This is a genomic window from Homoserinimonas sp. A520 (assembly GCF_054489245.1).
In genome coordinates this window covers 131,584-145,657 of the sequence record NZ_JBTMWX010000001.1, presented here as the reverse complement: position 1 = coordinate 145,657, position 14,074 = coordinate 131,584, and the positions used below count along the sequence as shown (strand labels likewise).

At 65.3% G+C, this 14,074-nt stretch carries 14 protein-coding genes and 1 pseudogene; 9 read left to right on the top strand and 6 right to left on the bottom strand.

Annotated features, from left to right (window positions below):
- Positions 1 to 88: 88 nt before the first annotated feature.
- From ACX3PH_RS00725 to acnA, 6 genes and pseudogenes are all read left to right on the top strand, one after another.
- Positions 89 to 496, top strand: a pseudogene (locus ACX3PH_RS00725) (ATP-binding protein); the annotation flags it as partial.
- Positions 497 to 839: 343 nt separating this feature from the next.
- A complete protein-coding gene (locus tag ACX3PH_RS00720; protein ID WP_459088352.1) occupies positions 840 to 1,244 on the top strand; it encodes a TOBE domain-containing protein in 405 nt (134 codons plus the stop codon).
- Positions 1,241 to 1,990: a molybdate ABC transporter substrate-binding protein gene (gene modA, locus ACX3PH_RS00715; RefSeq protein ID WP_459088350.1), complete on the top strand. Its 750-nt coding sequence runs from the start codon at positions 1,241 to 1,243 to the stop codon at positions 1,988 to 1,990. Before ACX3PH_RS00720 ends, modA begins: the two co-directional genes overlap by 4 nt.
- Positions 1,987 to 2,790, top strand: coding sequence for an ABC transporter permease (locus tag ACX3PH_RS00710; RefSeq protein WP_459088348.1), 804 nt, complete (start codon positions 1,987 to 1,989; stop codon positions 2,788 to 2,790). The genes modA and ACX3PH_RS00710 overlap by 4 nt, the downstream gene beginning before the upstream one ends.
- Positions 2,787 to 3,611, top strand: coding sequence for an ABC transporter ATP-binding protein (locus tag ACX3PH_RS00705; RefSeq protein ID WP_459088346.1), 825 nt, complete (start codon positions 2,787 to 2,789; stop codon positions 3,609 to 3,611). Before ACX3PH_RS00710 ends, ACX3PH_RS00705 begins: the two co-directional genes overlap by 4 nt.
- Positions 3,612 to 3,743: 132 nt before the next feature.
- A complete protein-coding gene (gene acnA / locus ACX3PH_RS00700) occupies positions 3,744 to 6,533 on the top strand; it encodes an aconitate hydratase AcnA (RefSeq protein WP_459088344.1) in 2,790 nt (929 codons plus the stop codon).
- A gap of 6 nt (positions 6,534 to 6,539) precedes the next feature.
- On the opposite strand, the gene ACX3PH_RS00695 is transcribed toward acnA, so the two are convergent.
- From ACX3PH_RS00695 to ACX3PH_RS00680, 4 genes are all read right to left on the bottom strand, one after another.
- Positions 6,540 to 6,914, bottom strand: a complete 375-nt coding sequence (locus tag ACX3PH_RS00695) for a cupin domain-containing protein (protein WP_459088342.1) — start codon at positions 6,912 to 6,914, stop codon at positions 6,540 to 6,542.
- A complete protein-coding gene (locus ACX3PH_RS00690; protein WP_459089808.1) occupies positions 6,859 to 8,907 on the bottom strand; it encodes a heavy metal translocating P-type ATPase in 2,049 nt (682 codons plus the stop codon). The genes ACX3PH_RS00695 and ACX3PH_RS00690 overlap by 56 nt, the downstream gene beginning before the upstream one ends.
- A gap of 57 nt (positions 8,908 to 8,964) precedes the next feature.
- Positions 8,965 to 9,213 carry a heavy-metal-associated domain-containing protein gene (locus tag ACX3PH_RS00685; RefSeq protein WP_459088340.1) on the bottom strand — a complete coding sequence of 83 codons (249 nt, stop codon included), beginning with the start codon at positions 9,211 to 9,213 and terminating at the stop codon, positions 8,965 to 8,967.
- An 86-nt stretch (positions 9,214 to 9,299) separates the two neighbouring features.
- Positions 9,300 to 9,971, bottom strand: coding sequence for a Crp/Fnr family transcriptional regulator (locus ACX3PH_RS00680; protein ID WP_459088338.1), 672 nt, complete (start codon positions 9,969 to 9,971; stop codon positions 9,300 to 9,302).
- Positions 9,972 to 10,009: 38 nt separating this feature from the next.
- Here ACX3PH_RS00680 and ACX3PH_RS00675 point away from each other — a divergent pair, with 38 nt between their 5' ends.
- Positions 10,010 to 10,276, top strand: coding sequence for a MoaD/ThiS family protein (locus ACX3PH_RS00675; protein ID WP_459088336.1), 267 nt, complete (start codon positions 10,010 to 10,012; stop codon positions 10,274 to 10,276).
- 2 nt (positions 10,277 to 10,278) lie between these two features.
- Here the strand turns inward: ACX3PH_RS00675 and ACX3PH_RS00670 are convergent, their stop codons facing one another.
- Together ACX3PH_RS00670 and ACX3PH_RS00665 are read right to left on the bottom strand one after the other, a co-directional pair.
- Positions 10,279 to 10,692: a molybdenum cofactor biosynthesis protein MoaE gene (locus ACX3PH_RS00670; protein WP_459088334.1), complete on the bottom strand. Its 414-nt coding sequence runs from the start codon at positions 10,690 to 10,692 to the stop codon at positions 10,279 to 10,281.
- An 8-nt stretch (positions 10,693 to 10,700) separates the two neighbouring features.
- Positions 10,701 to 11,852, bottom strand: a complete 1,152-nt coding sequence (locus ACX3PH_RS00665; protein WP_459088332.1) for a ThiF family adenylyltransferase — start codon at positions 11,850 to 11,852, stop codon at positions 10,701 to 10,703.
- 136 nt (positions 11,853 to 11,988) lie between these two features.
- Here ACX3PH_RS00665 and pdhA point away from each other — a divergent pair, with 136 nt between their 5' ends.
- On the top strand, positions 11,989 to 13,056 hold the full coding sequence (gene pdhA / locus ACX3PH_RS00660) for a pyruvate dehydrogenase (acetyl-transferring) E1 component subunit alpha (protein ID WP_459088330.1): 1,068 nt from the start codon (positions 11,989 to 11,991) through the stop codon (positions 13,054 to 13,056).
- Positions 13,053 to 14,054: an alpha-ketoacid dehydrogenase subunit beta gene (locus ACX3PH_RS00655; protein ID WP_459088328.1), complete on the top strand. Its 1,002-nt coding sequence runs from the start codon at positions 13,053 to 13,055 to the stop codon at positions 14,052 to 14,054. The genes pdhA and ACX3PH_RS00655 overlap by 4 nt, the downstream gene beginning before the upstream one ends.
- Positions 14,055 to 14,074 lie beyond the last annotated feature (20 nt).

Here is a 14,074-nt window from a genome sequence, read left to right as displayed (position 1 = left end):
TCACTCCGGAGACGTCAAACCCTATGGAGTCCGAGGAATCAGTCGAACCCGCACCCGCACCCGAACTTGAACAGCCCGTTATCCCAGAATCGGCCTGGGCACCGCGGCCGCGGAGAAAGGGTTCCGGGTCCGCTACACGCTCGCGACGCGGCTCGTGAACGAACTCGTCGAAGCCGCCGACGAGAAGACCCTCGCTCGCACCATCGCCCGCTACGGCCGCGTCGATCTGCTCATGATCGACGAGCTCGGCTACATGGAACTTGACCGCCGCGGCGCCGAGCTTCTTTTCCAAGTCCTCACCGAACGCGAGGAGAAGAACTCCGTCGCCATCGCCTCGAACGAATCCTTCTCCGGCTGGACCCACACCTTCACCGACCCCAGGCTCTGCGCCGCGATCGTCGACCGGCTCACCTTCAACGGCACCATCATCGAAACCGGCACCGACTCCTGCCGCCTCGCGCACACCAAGCAGCAGCACGCCGCCAGCACCCTTTGATCCTCCTTTGAGGAACGCGCAACAGTTGCAACCGCCCCAAAGGATCGCCCTCGAGCCCGCCAGGTGGTCCCGGAACAAGCCGTCACGGTGGTCCTAGATCAAGTTGACACTCTCAACTATAGGAAGAGCAAACACGACTTAGGTATCCTCCGATTCGACGGAGGGGCTGTTGGTCCCGCTGAGGGTCCGGCTTCAGGGCTTATGCCCGTTGGACTATGAGCCACCTACATCGGCGTTCGCTTTCGGCGCTGGCGCGGCCACGGATTCATCTCACTGGAATCGTGGGGCCGAGACGTCTTCGAACCGCTGGTGTTGCCTTATTTGCGGTGATAACCTGCCAAACATGGCGCATTATCGGATCAGCGAGGCGGCTGAGCTCCTCGGCGTGAGCGACGACACGGTGCGGCGATGGGTCGCGGCCGGCGCCCTGAACGTGACGCAGGATGCCGCCGGCCGTCAGGTCGTCGACGGAGCCGAGCTCGCTGCGGAGGCCGCGCGGATCGCGACACCGCCCGACGATCCCACCGGGATCGGTAGCAGCGCGCGGAACCGGTTCACGGGCCTGGTCACGAAAGTCACCAGCGACACCGTGATGTCGCAGGTCGAGCTTCAATGCGGCCGGAATCGGGTGGTCTCCCTCATGTCGACGGAGGCGGTGCGTGACCTGGGGCTGGAAGTGGGCTCACTCGCAGTCGCCGTGATGAAGGCGACGACGGTCATCGTCGAGGTCCCCGCGGACCGGCGATGAGGCTGCGCTGGGGAGCCGTCGCCCTGGTTGGGGCAGCACTGGTGAGCGGATGCGGTGTGCAGCAGGCGGCCCGCCCCCCGTTGACGATCTACGCCGCAGCATCCCTCACCGCATCATTCACCGAGCTGGCCGGTGCTTTCGCGGAGGCGAACCCGCAGGTCGAGGTGCTCCCAATCGTGTCCGACGGATCATCCACCCTCGCCACCCAGGTGATCGAGGGCGCACCGGCGGACGTGTTCGCCTCCGCCGATCAGGAGACGATGGCGAAGGTCCAGCATGCCGGGCTCATCCACGGTCAACCGCAGGTGTTCGCCACCAACATCCTGCAGATCGCGGTCGCACCGGGCAATCCGCTCGGCATCGATTCGCTGGCCGACCTGGCCGACCCGCAGATCGCTGTTGTCCTCTGCGCGCCGGAAGTCCCCTGCGGTGTTGCCGCGGGCGAGCTCCTGTCCGGCGTCGATGGCCACGTGGTGCCGGTCAGCGAGGAGCAGAACGTCACCGCAGTCGTCACCAAGGTGCGGCTGGGTGAAGCCGACGCCGGCCTGGTCTACGCCACGGACATCCGCGGCGCCGACGGCGAACTGGATGGCATAGCCATTCCGGGTGCCGAGTCGGCAGTCAACCGGTACACGATCGGCGTCATCGAATCCGGGCACACGGACGCGGCAGGGCTGTTCGTCGACTGGGTCCAGTCGAGTGAAGGGCAGTCGATCCTCGCCAGGTACGGGTTCGGACAGCCATGACGCGCTCGGTCCCCGGCACTGTGCCGCGGATGCTCTACCTGCCGGCCGTGGTCGGACTCGCCTTGCTCACCCTGCCGATCGTCGGACTCGTTGCCCGGGTCGACTGGGAAACGGTCCCCGCCGCACTGACCTCGCCGGAAGCCATGGACGCCCTGTGGCTCTCCCTGCGCACCGGGTTCGCGGCCACCGCGCTCTGCCTGGTGCTGGGGGTCCCGCTGGCCGTGGTCATGGCGCGATCCGGGCCGCGCATCGCAGGCCTCCTGCGGGCGCTGACAACGTTGCCGCTGGTACTGCCGCCCATGGTCGGAGGCATCGCGCTGCTCTCCCTGCTGGGCAGGAACGGCCTGGCCGGCCAGTACCTGGCCGCCTGGGGGGTGAGCATCCCGTTCACCACGCTGGCTGTGGTCATCGCGCAATCGTTCGTCGCGCTGCCGTTCCTGGTGATCTCGCTGGAGGGGTCGCTGCGCACCGCGGGTACCCGGTTCGAGACTGTCGCAGCGACGCTGGGAGCGGGGCGCTGGACGGTGTTCCACCGCATTACCCTGCCGCTGGTCTGGCCGGGCCTCCTCGCCGGAACAGTGCTCTGCTTCGCTCGGGCGCTGGGCGAGTTCGGGGCAACGGCCCTCTTCGCCGGAAACGCGCAGGGCGCGACCAGGACCATGCCGCTCGCGATCTACACCGCGTTCAACGGCGCCGGCGTGACGCAGGACTCGGCTATCGCGCTCTCCCTGCTGCTGGTCCTTGTCGCCATCGTCATCCTGCTGCTCATGCGCAGCTGGCGGACGGAGTTGCCGCGATGAACGGCGAACTGTCGGCCAGGGTGATCGCGCGCAGGGGCACTTTTCTGCTGGACGCTTCCATCAATGTCGCCCCGGGCGAGGTACTGGCCCTGTTGGGGCCCAACGGAGCAGGCAAGTCAACCTTGCTGCAGGTCGTCGCCGGGCTGCTGATCCCCGAACGCGGTGAAGTCGCCGTCGCCGGACGAACCCTCACCAGGCGGGGCTCCTCCACACCGGTGTTCGTGCCACCCCGGCACCGCGGAGTGGGGCTCCTCGGGCAGGACCCGTTACTCTTTCCGCACCTCAGCGCCGCCCAGAATGTCGCCTTCAGTGTGCGAGCGCAGGGCATCCGCCCCGCCCAAGCGCTGGCAGCGGCCGAGCAGTGGCTGGCCGCAGTCGGACTCGAAGGTCTCGAGAATCGCAAGCCGGATGCGCTGTCCGGAGGGCAGCAGCAGCGAGTGGCGATCGCCCGCGTGCTGGCCGCTCGCCCCGCGGTGCTGTTGCTGGATGAGCCGATGGCCGCCCTTGACATCCAGACCGCCGCCTCGATCCGGTCCCTGCTGAAGGAGCGGCTGGCCGATACCGGAATACCAGCCGTTCTGGTCTCCCACAACGTGCTCGACGCGATCGTGCTGGCCGACCGGGTCGCCATCCTCGATGACGGGCGAATCGTGGAGGAAGGCGACACCGGCCGGCTGGTCGATGCGCCGGTGACTCAGTTCGCGCGCGATCTCGTCGGTACCGGCCCAGTCTCCGCCATCGCCGGCGCGGACGGTTCCGTGCGCCTGGAGCTCGGGGCCGAACCGGGTGAACGCGTCTGGATCGACATCCTGTCGCGATAGCGAACCAGTCGCAAGCGTTCAGGATGACCCCCAGCACGCTCGACTTCGTTGACAGTTTGCGAGGGCGCGGCAACGATGGGGTAATAGCGCATCTTCGCTAACAAGCCCGGCGAAAGCCGGTGGAGGCCTGTCATGACGGATTCTTTCGGCGCCCGTGCAACGCTCGCAGTCGATGGCACCGGCTACGAGATCTACCGGCTCGACGCGGTGGACGGTTCGACGCGATTGCCATACAGCCTCAAGGTGCTATTGGAGAACCTGTTGCGCAACGAGGACGGCCAGCTGGTCACCTCCGACCAGATACGCGCTGTCGCCGACTGGGATCCCGCAGCCGAGCACGGCGCAGAGATCCAGTACACGCCAGCCCGGGTGCTGCTTCAGGATTTCACCGGTGTCCCCTGCGTTGTCGACCTGGTCGCGATGCGCGACGCCATGCTGTCGTTCGGCGGTGATCCGCAGAAAATCAATCCGCTCATCCCCTCAGAACTGGTGATCGACCATTCGGTCATCGCCGACGCGTTCGGCACCCAGAGCGCGTTCCGGATCAATGCCGACCTGGAGTTCCAACGCAATCAGGAGCGCTATCAACTCTTGCGCTGGGCGCAACAAGCGTTCGACGATTTCCTCGTTGTTCCGCCGGACACGGGCATCTGCCACCAGGTCAACCTGGAGTATCTGTCCCGTGTCGTCTTTACAAGAGAGCGCGAGGGGGTCACCCAGGCTTATCCCGACACGCTGGTCGGCACCGACTCGCACACGCCGATGGTCAACGGACTGGGAGTCCTTGGCTGGGGGGTAGGCGGCATCGAAGCCGAGGCGGCCATGCTGGGCCAGCCAATGAGCATGCTCGTTCCACCAGTGGTCGGTTTCAAGCTCAGCGGCGAGCTGCGAGAGGGCGTGACTGCGACCGACATGGTGCTCACTGTTGCCCAGATGCTCCGGCAAACCGGCGTCGTGGGCAAATTCGTCGAGTTCTACGGTCCGGGCGTTGCCAACGTCCCGCTGGCCAACCGCGCGACGCTGGGCAACATGAGCCCGGAATACGGGTCGACCTGCGCCATCTTCCCGATCGATGACGTGACGTTGGATTATCTCCGATTGACTGCCCGGCCCGAGAAGCAGGTGCAGCTTGTCGAAGCGTATGCCAAGGCGCAGGGGCTCTGGCACGATCCGGAGCATGAAGCTGAATACTCGTTGACGGTTGAACTCGACCTGGCCGATGTCGAACCATCGATTGCCGGGCCGAAGCGTCCGCAAGACCGCGTCCCACTGGTCAACGCCCGGAGCGTGGTCAGCGAAATCCTGGCCGACGGCTCGCGTGCGCCGGAAGAACTCAGCGGTCTCGATCAGGCCTCAGCCGATTCCTTCCCGGCCAGCGATCCCATTGAATTCGACAAACTCGGCCAGGGGCAGAAGCCGGTGGATCGGTCCAGGCCGGGGCTGGAGCGCGAGTGGCGGTCGAATCCTGCGAGCGTCGAGCTTCCGGATGGTCGGGATACCAGCGTGGACAACGGTCATGTCGTCATCGCCGCGATCACCTCGTGCACCAACACCTCCAACCCGTCTGTGATGATCGGAGCCGGGCTGATGGCGAAGAAAGCGGTAGAACGCGGACTGACTTCCCAGCCGTGGGTCAAGACCACACTGGCTCCGGGTTCGCGCGTCGTCACCGACTACTACGACCGAGCCGGGCTCACCCCTTACCTCAACCAGCTCGGCTTCGATCTGGTCGGTTACGGCTGCACGACCTGCATTGGAAACTCGGGCCCGCTCATCCCCGCAGTGAGCAAAGCCGTCGCCGACAACGACCTCACCGTGGCATCCGTGCTCAGCGGCAATCGCAACTTCGAGGGTCGCATCCATGCTGAAACCGAGATGAACTTTCTTGCCTCCCCGCCCCTGGTCATCGCCTATGCCCTGGCCGGAACAATGAATATCGACCTGCTCAGTGACCCGCTCGGGCACGATGGGGCGGGCGAACCGGTGTACCTTCGCGATATTTGGCCCAGCACCCAAGAGGTCGACAAGATCATCGGTGAGGTGCTCGAGGCGGAGATGTTCGCCGACGGATACGCGAATGTTTTCGACGGCGATGATAATTGGCGCGGCCTCGACATTCCAGCCGGCGACATTTTCGGCTGGGACGAGACATCCACTTATGTGCGCCGGGCGCCCTATTTTGAGGGAATGCCGCGCGATCCCCAGCCACTGCGCGATATTTCTGGCGCGCGAGTGCTCGCTCTACTCGGGGACTCGGTGACGACCGACCACATTTCACCGGCCGGAGCCATCAAACGCGATTCGCCGGCGGGCCGGTACCTGACAGACCACGGCGTCGCGTTCGGGGACTTCAACTCCTACGGGTCGAGACGCGGCAACCATGAGGTGATGATCCGTGGCACGTTCGCCAACATCCGCCTCCGCAATCAACTCGTCCCGGGTGTCGAGGGAGGCTTCACCCGGCATCTCCCCGGTGACGAGCAGATGAGCATCTTTGACGCTTCGACGGCTTATGCAGAGGACGGCGTGCCCCTGATCGTCATCGCCGGGTCGGAGTACGGCTCCGGTTCTTCACGGGACTGGGCGGCCAAAGGCACTCTTCTGCTGGGTGTTAAGGCCGTACTCGCCACGTCGTTTGAACGGATTCACCGCTCGAACCTGATCGGTATGGGCGTCCTTCCGCTGCAGTTTCTGCCCGAAGAATCAGCCGCCTCGCTCGGACTGACCGGCGAAGAGGTCTACTCGATCGTTGGTCTTGAAGGAGTGGAAGAGATTCCGAAGCGTGTCATGGTGAACGTGGAGCACCAAGGTGAGGCTCGGCAATTCGAGGCGATCGTGCGAATCGATACCCCAGCCGAGGCTGCATACTTCCAGCACGGCGGCATCCTGCAGTATGTGCTGCGGCAACTGCTTGCGAGCTGACGGTCGTCAGATGTGGCCCACGGGCTCCGGTAGGAATTGGCCAGGTGGATAGGGGCGCTTGGCTACGCTCATGAGCACAGCGGAGTCTTCGAGCGCTTCGAAACTATGACGGGCGTGGGGCACGATGAGGAGGCTGCCGGCGCGGGCCTTCCACGAATCCTCGCCCACTCGTAGCCGAACTCGACCCTGGAGCACATAGACGGTGGCGTCGTCCTGATTGTCGTGTTCACCCAGAGTGGTGCCTTTCACCATCGCGATAACGGTTTGGCGCAGCGACTTCTCGTGGCCGCCAAAAACAGTGTCTGCAGCACGCCCGCCGTCCGCATCAGACGCAGCCTGGAGTTGTTGGAGTGCGAGCGCCTTGATCGAGATCTTCGTCATGCGGACAGTGTACGGGCGACGATGACCTTGCCGGTGGCGTGCCGCTGTCGACGGCGGCGATGGCTCCTCCTGCGCGTTTGAGCGGGAACCGCGCGGCTGAGCTCCAAGCCAAGGGAGCCAGGGAACTGGCCGGTATGCCAGTGGTGTCCTGCCGGCTGCGGCGCAACAGGCGCATGGCGTTAGCGATGACGATCAGGACTGACGCTTCGTGCACGAGCATGCCAACCGACATTGTCACTCCGCCGAGGAGTACGCCGAGCAGAAGCACGGAGACGGTGACCACGGCGATTGTGATGTTCTGACGCATATTGTTCACCGTGCGCCGGGCGAGGGAGATCGCTTCGGGGAGCTTGAGAAGGTTGTCTCCCATGAGGGCGATGTCAGCCGTCTCCACCGCCACGGCAGAGCCGGCCGCACCCATCGCGACCCCGATATCCGCCGTAGCCAGGGCGGGAGCGTCGTTGACGCCGTCTCCCACCATTGCCACGACGTGGCCGTCAGCCTGAAGTGCGCTGACAATGTCGAGCTTGTCTTCGGGCAGCAGTGAGGCCCGGATCTCGTCGACTCTGGTGATCGACCCGATGGCGCTGGCCACCAGTGGTGAATCGCCGGTGAGCATGATGACTTTGTGGACGCCGGCGGCGTGCAGGTTCGTCACCATCTGGGCGGCATCAGGCCGAACTTCGTCAGCGACGCCGACCACGCCGGCGACGGCGTCATCGACTGCGACGATCATCGGCGTGCGGCCTGCCTGGGCCAGCTCGTCCGCAGCGCGAGAGGCGGCAACGGTGTCGGCCATCTGGTACTGCTCAAGCAGGGCCAGGTTGCCGATCAGAATTCGGTGGCCTGCGGTGGTGACCGCGATGCCCTTCCCCGGGACAGGTTCGGTCGACTCTGGCAGACCGGTGACGCTGAGGCCTTCGCTTACTGCGGCATCCAGAATTGCGCGGGCCAGCGGATGCTCGGAGCCGACTTCGGCGCGTCCCGCCCAGGTCAATACCTGCTCGCGGGTCATGTCCTGATCCAGGACGATCACGTCGGTCACGCGGGGGCGGCCCATGGTCAGCGTGCCCGTCTTGTCCACCGCAACGACTGTGATTTTCGAGGAGGTCTCCAGGAACTCCCCACCCTTGATCAGGATGCCGTCTTTCGCGGCACGGCCGATGCCGGCGACGATCGAGACGGGGATGGAGATGACGAGCGCTCCCGGGCAGCCGATGACCAGCAGTGTCAGCGCCAGGACAACGTCATTGGCCAGAACACCGACGACGAGCGCCAGGATCATGATCGCGGGTGTGTACCAGGCCGAGAAGCGGTCCATGAACACTTGTGTTTTGGCCTTGGCGTCTTGTGCGTCCTCGACGCGGTGGATGATCCTGGCCAGGGTGGTGTCTGCGCCAACACCGGTGGCACTCACCTGCAGGAAGCCACTCCGCGAGATGGTGCCGGCGAAAACCCGGTCACCGATCACCTTCTCTACCGGCATGGATTCACCGGTAATGGATGCTTCATCGACGGCACCGGTGCCGCCGGAGACTTCGCCATCGACCGGTACCTTGGCACCGTTCTTGACGAGGACGGTCTCGCCCATGATCACGGCGCCGGCAGAAACCTCCACCTGCTCGCCGTCCCGCAGAACGACGGCGACGTCGGGTGCAACCGCGACCAGCGCGGCCAGAGCGGATCGAGTCTTGTTCAGTGTTGCTGCCTCGAGAGCGTGACCGATCGCGAAGAGGAAAGTCACCGCGGCGGCTTCCCAATATTCGCCGATGATCACTGCACCGATGGCCGCAACGGAGACCAGCAGGTCGATACCGACGATCTTCGCGCCGAGCGCGCGTACAGCACTTATCACGATGCGGGTGCCGGCCACGATTGCGGCGGCCACCATGACGAGGTTGCCGACAGTATCAATACGAGATACCTGAAGGACCACCAGCGCGGCAATGATCAGGAACCCGGAACTGACCGGGATTGCCCACGGGTTATTCATCCAGCTGCGTAGCGGGCTCACGGTACTTGCCTCTCTGGTAACGCCGGGTGTAGACCGTCAGAAGGTGGCCGGGCGTGACGTGTAGCCGGCCTTCGCGACAGCTGCAATCAGATCATCGACGCTCACGACCGTCGGGTCGTGGTCGACCTCGACGCGGGCGGACGCGAAGTGGACCTTGACGGCGGAGACGCCTTCCACGCGCCCGACCTGCTTCTCGATCTTCGACACGCAGGAGGGGCAGGAAAAGCCTTCGGCACGCAGGGTGGTGTGGATGAGCGGTTCGGTGTTGAATGTGGTGGTTTGCATGTGAACTACCTCCTGTGATTGAACTGATACCCCAATTACAGGCGAGCAGGCGAAACAGTTCCTTGACCCAGGTCAAGCGGGAGGAATCACGCTTTCGCGAGTGCCTGCTCGTTCAGGAGGTCGATGCGCCGGTTGCCCACCAGGCGCAGCCATCCCGCTTCTTCGAAGGCGGCCAGCCGTCGGCTCAACGTCTCCGGCGTCATGCCGAGGTAGGAGGCGACATCCTTCTTCGAGATCGGCAGCGTCACCCTCCTGGTGCCCGACTCCTCGGCAAGCCGCACCAGGTAGGCGGCGACGCGGTGCCCGGCCTCCTCGCCGGTGACAGAACTCAGCTGGCTCTCGGTGCTCTCCAGTCGGGCGCTGAGGGTTTCAAGCATCTTGACGGCTACACCAGGGGAGCGCAGCAGGTAGTCACGCATGTCGTCGCGATGCAGCGAACAGATCTCGGAATCCTGCAGCGTCACCGCGAAGTTGTCCGCGGTGCGGTCGCTCATGAACGTCGCCTCACCGAGGAAGTCTCCGACACCGAGCACCCGCACCACCTGCTCATGTCCGGACTCGGCGAGCCGGTACACCTTCACCCAGCCGCTGTGGATGATCATCAGGTTCGGGTTGTCGTCGCCGGCACCGAAGAGTTGCGTGCCGCTCGGTTGCTGTCGCGGACGCACCCGTGTCGCGACCTCGTGCAGTTCCTCCGCGTTCAGCTGGCTGAAGATCGGAACCTGAGAGACGAGGTGCTCGAGGGTGTGCTGGTGCATGCCACCATTGAATCAGGGGACCATCTAAGCTGCTGTCGATGGACACTGTATTGACTGAGCTGCGTGTCACCGTGCGCTACTTCGCCGCTGCGGCGGAAGCGGCCGGGCGCCAGGAGGAATATCTCGGGTTCGCCCCCGGGTCGACGCTGGGCGACCTCAAGCACACGCTCGAGGAGCGCTACGGGGAACCGATGGCCCGGGTGCTCCGCTCTGGCTCATTCCTGGTCGACAAGGTCGTGCGCCGGGACGCCGGTCATCCGCTGTCCGAACGCGTGGACGTCCTGCCGCCGTTCGCCGGGGGCTAGCCCTACAACCCGACCCATTCGGTCGCGCCGTCGGCCAGGAACTGCCGCTTCCAGATCGGCACGGTCGCCTTGATCCGTTCGACCAGGAGCTCGCAGGCGGCGAACGCCTCCTTGCGGTGGGCGGCGGATGCGGCGGCGTAGAGGGCGACGTCACCGATCGTCAGGTGGCCAACACGGTGAGCAGCTGCCACCATCAGGCCGGTCTCCTCCGCCACGGAGCGGCAACACTCGGCGAGCATGTTCTCGGCCTCCGGGTGGGCCTCGTATTCGAGGGAGTTGACACGGTGTCCCCCGTCATGGTTGCGGACAACCCCGACGAAGATGGCAACGGCACCCGACTCTGGCGCGCTGACCGCGTCCCTGACCGACGACTCGTTGATCGCTTCGGTCGTGATGGTGGCGAACGGTGTGTGCATCGGAGTCCTCAGTAGCGGGCGAGCGACGGGTCGACCTTCGTGGCGAAGGAGTCGATGCCGCCGCTCAGGTGGGTGGCTTTGGTGAATCCGCTGCGCCGGAGCAGTTCGAGTGCGCGGGCAGAGCGCGAACCGTGGTGGCAGTAGAGCACGAGAGGAGCATCTCGATCCAGGCTGTCGAACGACTGGCCCAGCATTCCGAGCGGGATCAGCTGGGCGCCCTCGATGCTGGCGATGGAGGCCTCCCAGGGCTCGCGGACATCGATCAACTGCACGCGACCGGTGCGAAGGCGCTCGGCGAGTTCGACAGGCCCGATCTCGTCTCCGATCAGCTCTTCAGCCTCGATGGCCGGGGTACCGCAGAAGGCTTCGTAGTCGATCAGGCCGGTGATCGCATCCGCATCCGGTGACGGCTGGTACTCGACCTCGCGGAACGTGCCATCCAGCGCGTCGTACACGGTTACTCGTCCGATCAGCGGACGGCCGATTCCGGTGACGAGCTTCACGGTCTCGGATCCCATGATCGCCCCGATGGCTGCGCACACACCGGGTAGCACGCCACCGTCGGCACAGTTGACGACGGAGCCGGGGTCTGGAGGCGTCGGGAACAGGTCGCGATAGGTCGGGCCGTGGTCGGCCCACGCCACGCCGACCTGCCCGGAGTACTGCAGGATGGCGCCCCACACCAGCGGCTTGCGCGCAATGGCCGCGGCGTCGTTCACCAGGTACCGCGTCGCAAAGTTGTCGCTGCCGTCGAGCACCAGGTCATAGTCGGCCAGCAGGTCGAGGATGTTCGTGGAGTCGAGCCACACCTCGTGCCGGATCACCGTCGTCTCGGGGCTGCTCGCCGCGACGGCTGCTGCCAACGACGCGGTCTTCGACTGGCCGAGGTCGCCCATACCGTGCGCGACCTGCCGGTGCAGGTTCGACAATTCGACGACATCCGTGTCGACGATGCCGATCGTCCCAACGCCGGCGGATGCGAGGTACGGCACGGTGGCGCTGCCCAGCCCGCCAGCGCCCACGACGAGCACGCGCGCGTTCGCGAGGCGCCGCTGGGCGTCTTCCCCGAAACCGGGAAGGCGCAGTTGCCTGCTGTAGCGCGCCGACTGGGCGGCGCTCAGGGGGGCGCCTGGCTCGACGAGTGGCTGTGGCACGGACATCTCCCTCTCGCGGCCGAGCCGGCCGCGGTTGTACGTATCGAATCTACCGGCTGCGTGTGTGAAGGAACCTGTCCGGTGGCCTTCCCCGTCAAGAGGCATAGTCTGGATGGAGCATCTCGTTGAAAGTGAGACTGTCATGGCGACCACAAGTCGTACCAGGAAAAAACCTGCGAGCACCGGCGGAACTGCCGAAGAACTGCGCAGCTACTACGAACGCATGTCCCTCGTGCGCGCCTTCGAACTGCGTGCCAGTGAGATGTACGCCCGTGCCAAGATCGGTGGATACTGCCACCTCAACCTCGGCGAGGAGGCCACGGTCGTCGGCCTCATGGAGGCGCTCGAAGACCGCGACTACCTCTACACGACCTACCGCGACCACGGCTATGCCATCCTGCGCGGCATGGAACCGTCAGCTGTGATGGCCGAACTGTTCGGCAAGGCGACCGGTGTGGTCGGCGGCTGGGGCGGGTCCATGCACATGTTCGATTACGAGAAGCGGATGCTCGGCGGCTATGGCATCGTCGGGGGGCAGATTCCGCCGGCAACCGGAGCGGCTCTCGCGATCAGCTACCGCAGCGAGGCCGGGCCGGAGTCGGAGGCCGTCATGTGCCTGCTCGGCGACGGCACCACCAACATCGGGGCCTTCCACGAGTCGCTCAACCTCGCCGGCATCTGGGACCTTCCCATCGTCTACGTCATCGTCAACAACCGGCTCGGCATGGGAACGACAGTGGATGCGGCATCCGCTGAACCCGATCTGTACAAGCGCGGATGCGCCTACCGCATCGAGGGCGTGCGAGTGGATGGGGACGACCCCGTCGCCGTTCGGGACGCCGCCCGCGCCGCACTCAAGACGGCCCGTGAAGAACGGAAGCCGGGGCTGCTCGAGCTGATGAGCTACCGGCTGAAGGGCCACTCGGTCGTCGACCCTTCGCGCTACCGCTCCAAGGAAGACACCGACGAGGCGAAGAGCAACGACCCGGTGCCCGCCTTCCGCGCGAAACTCATCGCCGACGGGGTGCTCACCGAAGGCGATGCGGATGCCATCGACGAGAAAGCCGACACCGTCGTCACCGAGGCGGTCGCCTTCGCCGACGAGAGCCCGGACCCGGACGTGGACGAGCTCTTCGCCGGTGTCTACGCCAGCCCGGTCGCCAACGCACCGGCATTGTTCCCCGGTCAGCCGTTGATGGTGAACTCATGAGCGAACCGAGGATCATCACCTACCGGCAGGCGCTCAATGAGACGCTGCGGGCTGAGCTGGAGCGCGACGAGAACGTCTTCCTCATCGGTGAAGAGATCGGCGTGTTCGAGGGGTCGTACAAGATCACGGCCGGCCTGCTCAAGGACTTCGGGCCGAAGCGGGTCGTCGACACCCCGATCTCGGAAGAAGGCTTCGTCGGCGCCGCCATCGGCGCCGCCATGCTGGGCCTCCGCCCGGTCGTCGAGATCATGACGCTGAACTTCAGCCTGGTCGCCATCGACCAGATCGTGAACCACGCGGCGAAGATGCACGCCATGTTCGGCCAGCAGGTGAAGGTGCCGATGGTCATCCGCTTCCCGGGTGGTGGCGGCCAGCAGCTGGCGGCCACCCACTCGCAGAACCTGGAGGTCTGGTACGCCCACATTCCCGGGCTGAAGGTGCTGGCACCGTCGACGCCGGCGGAGGCGAAGGCGATGCTCACTGCCGCCATCCGCGACGACGACCCGGTGATCTTCCTCGAGAACCTCGCCCTGTACAACCTCAAGGGCGAAGTACCGGATGGCGAGCAGGTCGCGGAGATCGGCAAGGCGGCCGTCGTCAAAGAGGGAACCGACCTGACCATCGTCAGCTACTCCCGCGGCATGGTCACAGCGCTTGAGGTGGCGGCAGAGTTCGAGGAGAAGGGCGTCTCGGTGGAGGTCGTCGACCTGCGCAGCCTGCGCCCGCTCGACCGCGAGACGATCTGCGCATCCGTTCGCAAGACCAGCCGGGCCGTCATCTTCGAGGACGACATGCTCAGCTATGGGATCGGCGCGGAAATCTCGGCGACCATCGGCGAAGGAGCATTCGACTGGCTGGATGCCCCGGTACGCCGGGTGGCGGCATCCGAAGTCCCGCTGCCCTACGCGAAGCCGCTGGAGACGGCGGCCATGCCGCACGCCGAAGACCTGTTCAGGGTCGTGCAGGAAACCCTCGACGCCACGCGGTTCACGCAGTAGCTGATTCAAGCAAAAGGAGG

Coding starts and splice junctions, on each gene's coding strand:
- pdhA (WP_459088330.1), top strand. CDS start 11,989: ATGGCGACCACAAGTCGTACCAGGAAAAAACCTGCGAGCACCGGCGGA.
- ACX3PH_RS00695 (WP_459088342.1), bottom strand. CDS start 6,914: ATGACGAAGATCTCGATCAAGGCGCTCGCACTCCAACAACTCCAGGCT.
- ACX3PH_RS00690 (WP_459089808.1), bottom strand. CDS start 8,907: ATGAATAACCCGTGGGCAATCCCGGTCAGTTCCGGGTTCCTGATCATT.
- ACX3PH_RS00675 (WP_459088336.1), top strand. CDS start 10,010: ATGGACACTGTATTGACTGAGCTGCGTGTCACCGTGCGCTACTTCGCC.
- ACX3PH_RS00705 (WP_459088346.1), top strand. CDS start 2,787: ATGAACGGCGAACTGTCGGCCAGGGTGATCGCGCGCAGGGGCACTTTT.
- ACX3PH_RS00680 (WP_459088338.1), bottom strand. CDS start 9,971: ATGCACCAGCACACCCTCGAGCACCTCGTCTCTCAGGTTCCGATCTTC.
- ACX3PH_RS00685 (WP_459088340.1), bottom strand. CDS start 9,213: ATGCAAACCACCACATTCAACACCGAACCGCTCATCCACACCACCCTG.
- ACX3PH_RS00710 (WP_459088348.1), top strand. CDS start 1,987: ATGACGCGCTCGGTCCCCGGCACTGTGCCGCGGATGCTCTACCTGCCG.
- ACX3PH_RS00655 (WP_459088328.1), top strand. CDS start 13,053: ATGAGCGAACCGAGGATCATCACCTACCGGCAGGCGCTCAATGAGACG.
- acnA (WP_459088344.1), top strand. CDS start 3,744: ATGACGGATTCTTTCGGCGCCCGTGCAACGCTCGCAGTCGATGGCACC.
- ACX3PH_RS00670 (WP_459088334.1), bottom strand. CDS start 10,692: ATGCACACACCGTTCGCCACCATCACGACCGAAGCGATCAACGAGTCG.
- ACX3PH_RS00665 (WP_459088332.1), bottom strand. CDS start 11,852: ATGTCCGTGCCACAGCCACTCGTCGAGCCAGGCGCCCCCCTGAGCGCC.
- modA (WP_459088350.1), top strand. CDS start 1,241: ATGAGGCTGCGCTGGGGAGCCGTCGCCCTGGTTGGGGCAGCACTGGTG.
- ACX3PH_RS00720 (WP_459088352.1), top strand. CDS start 840: ATGGCGCATTATCGGATCAGCGAGGCGGCTGAGCTCCTCGGCGTGAGC.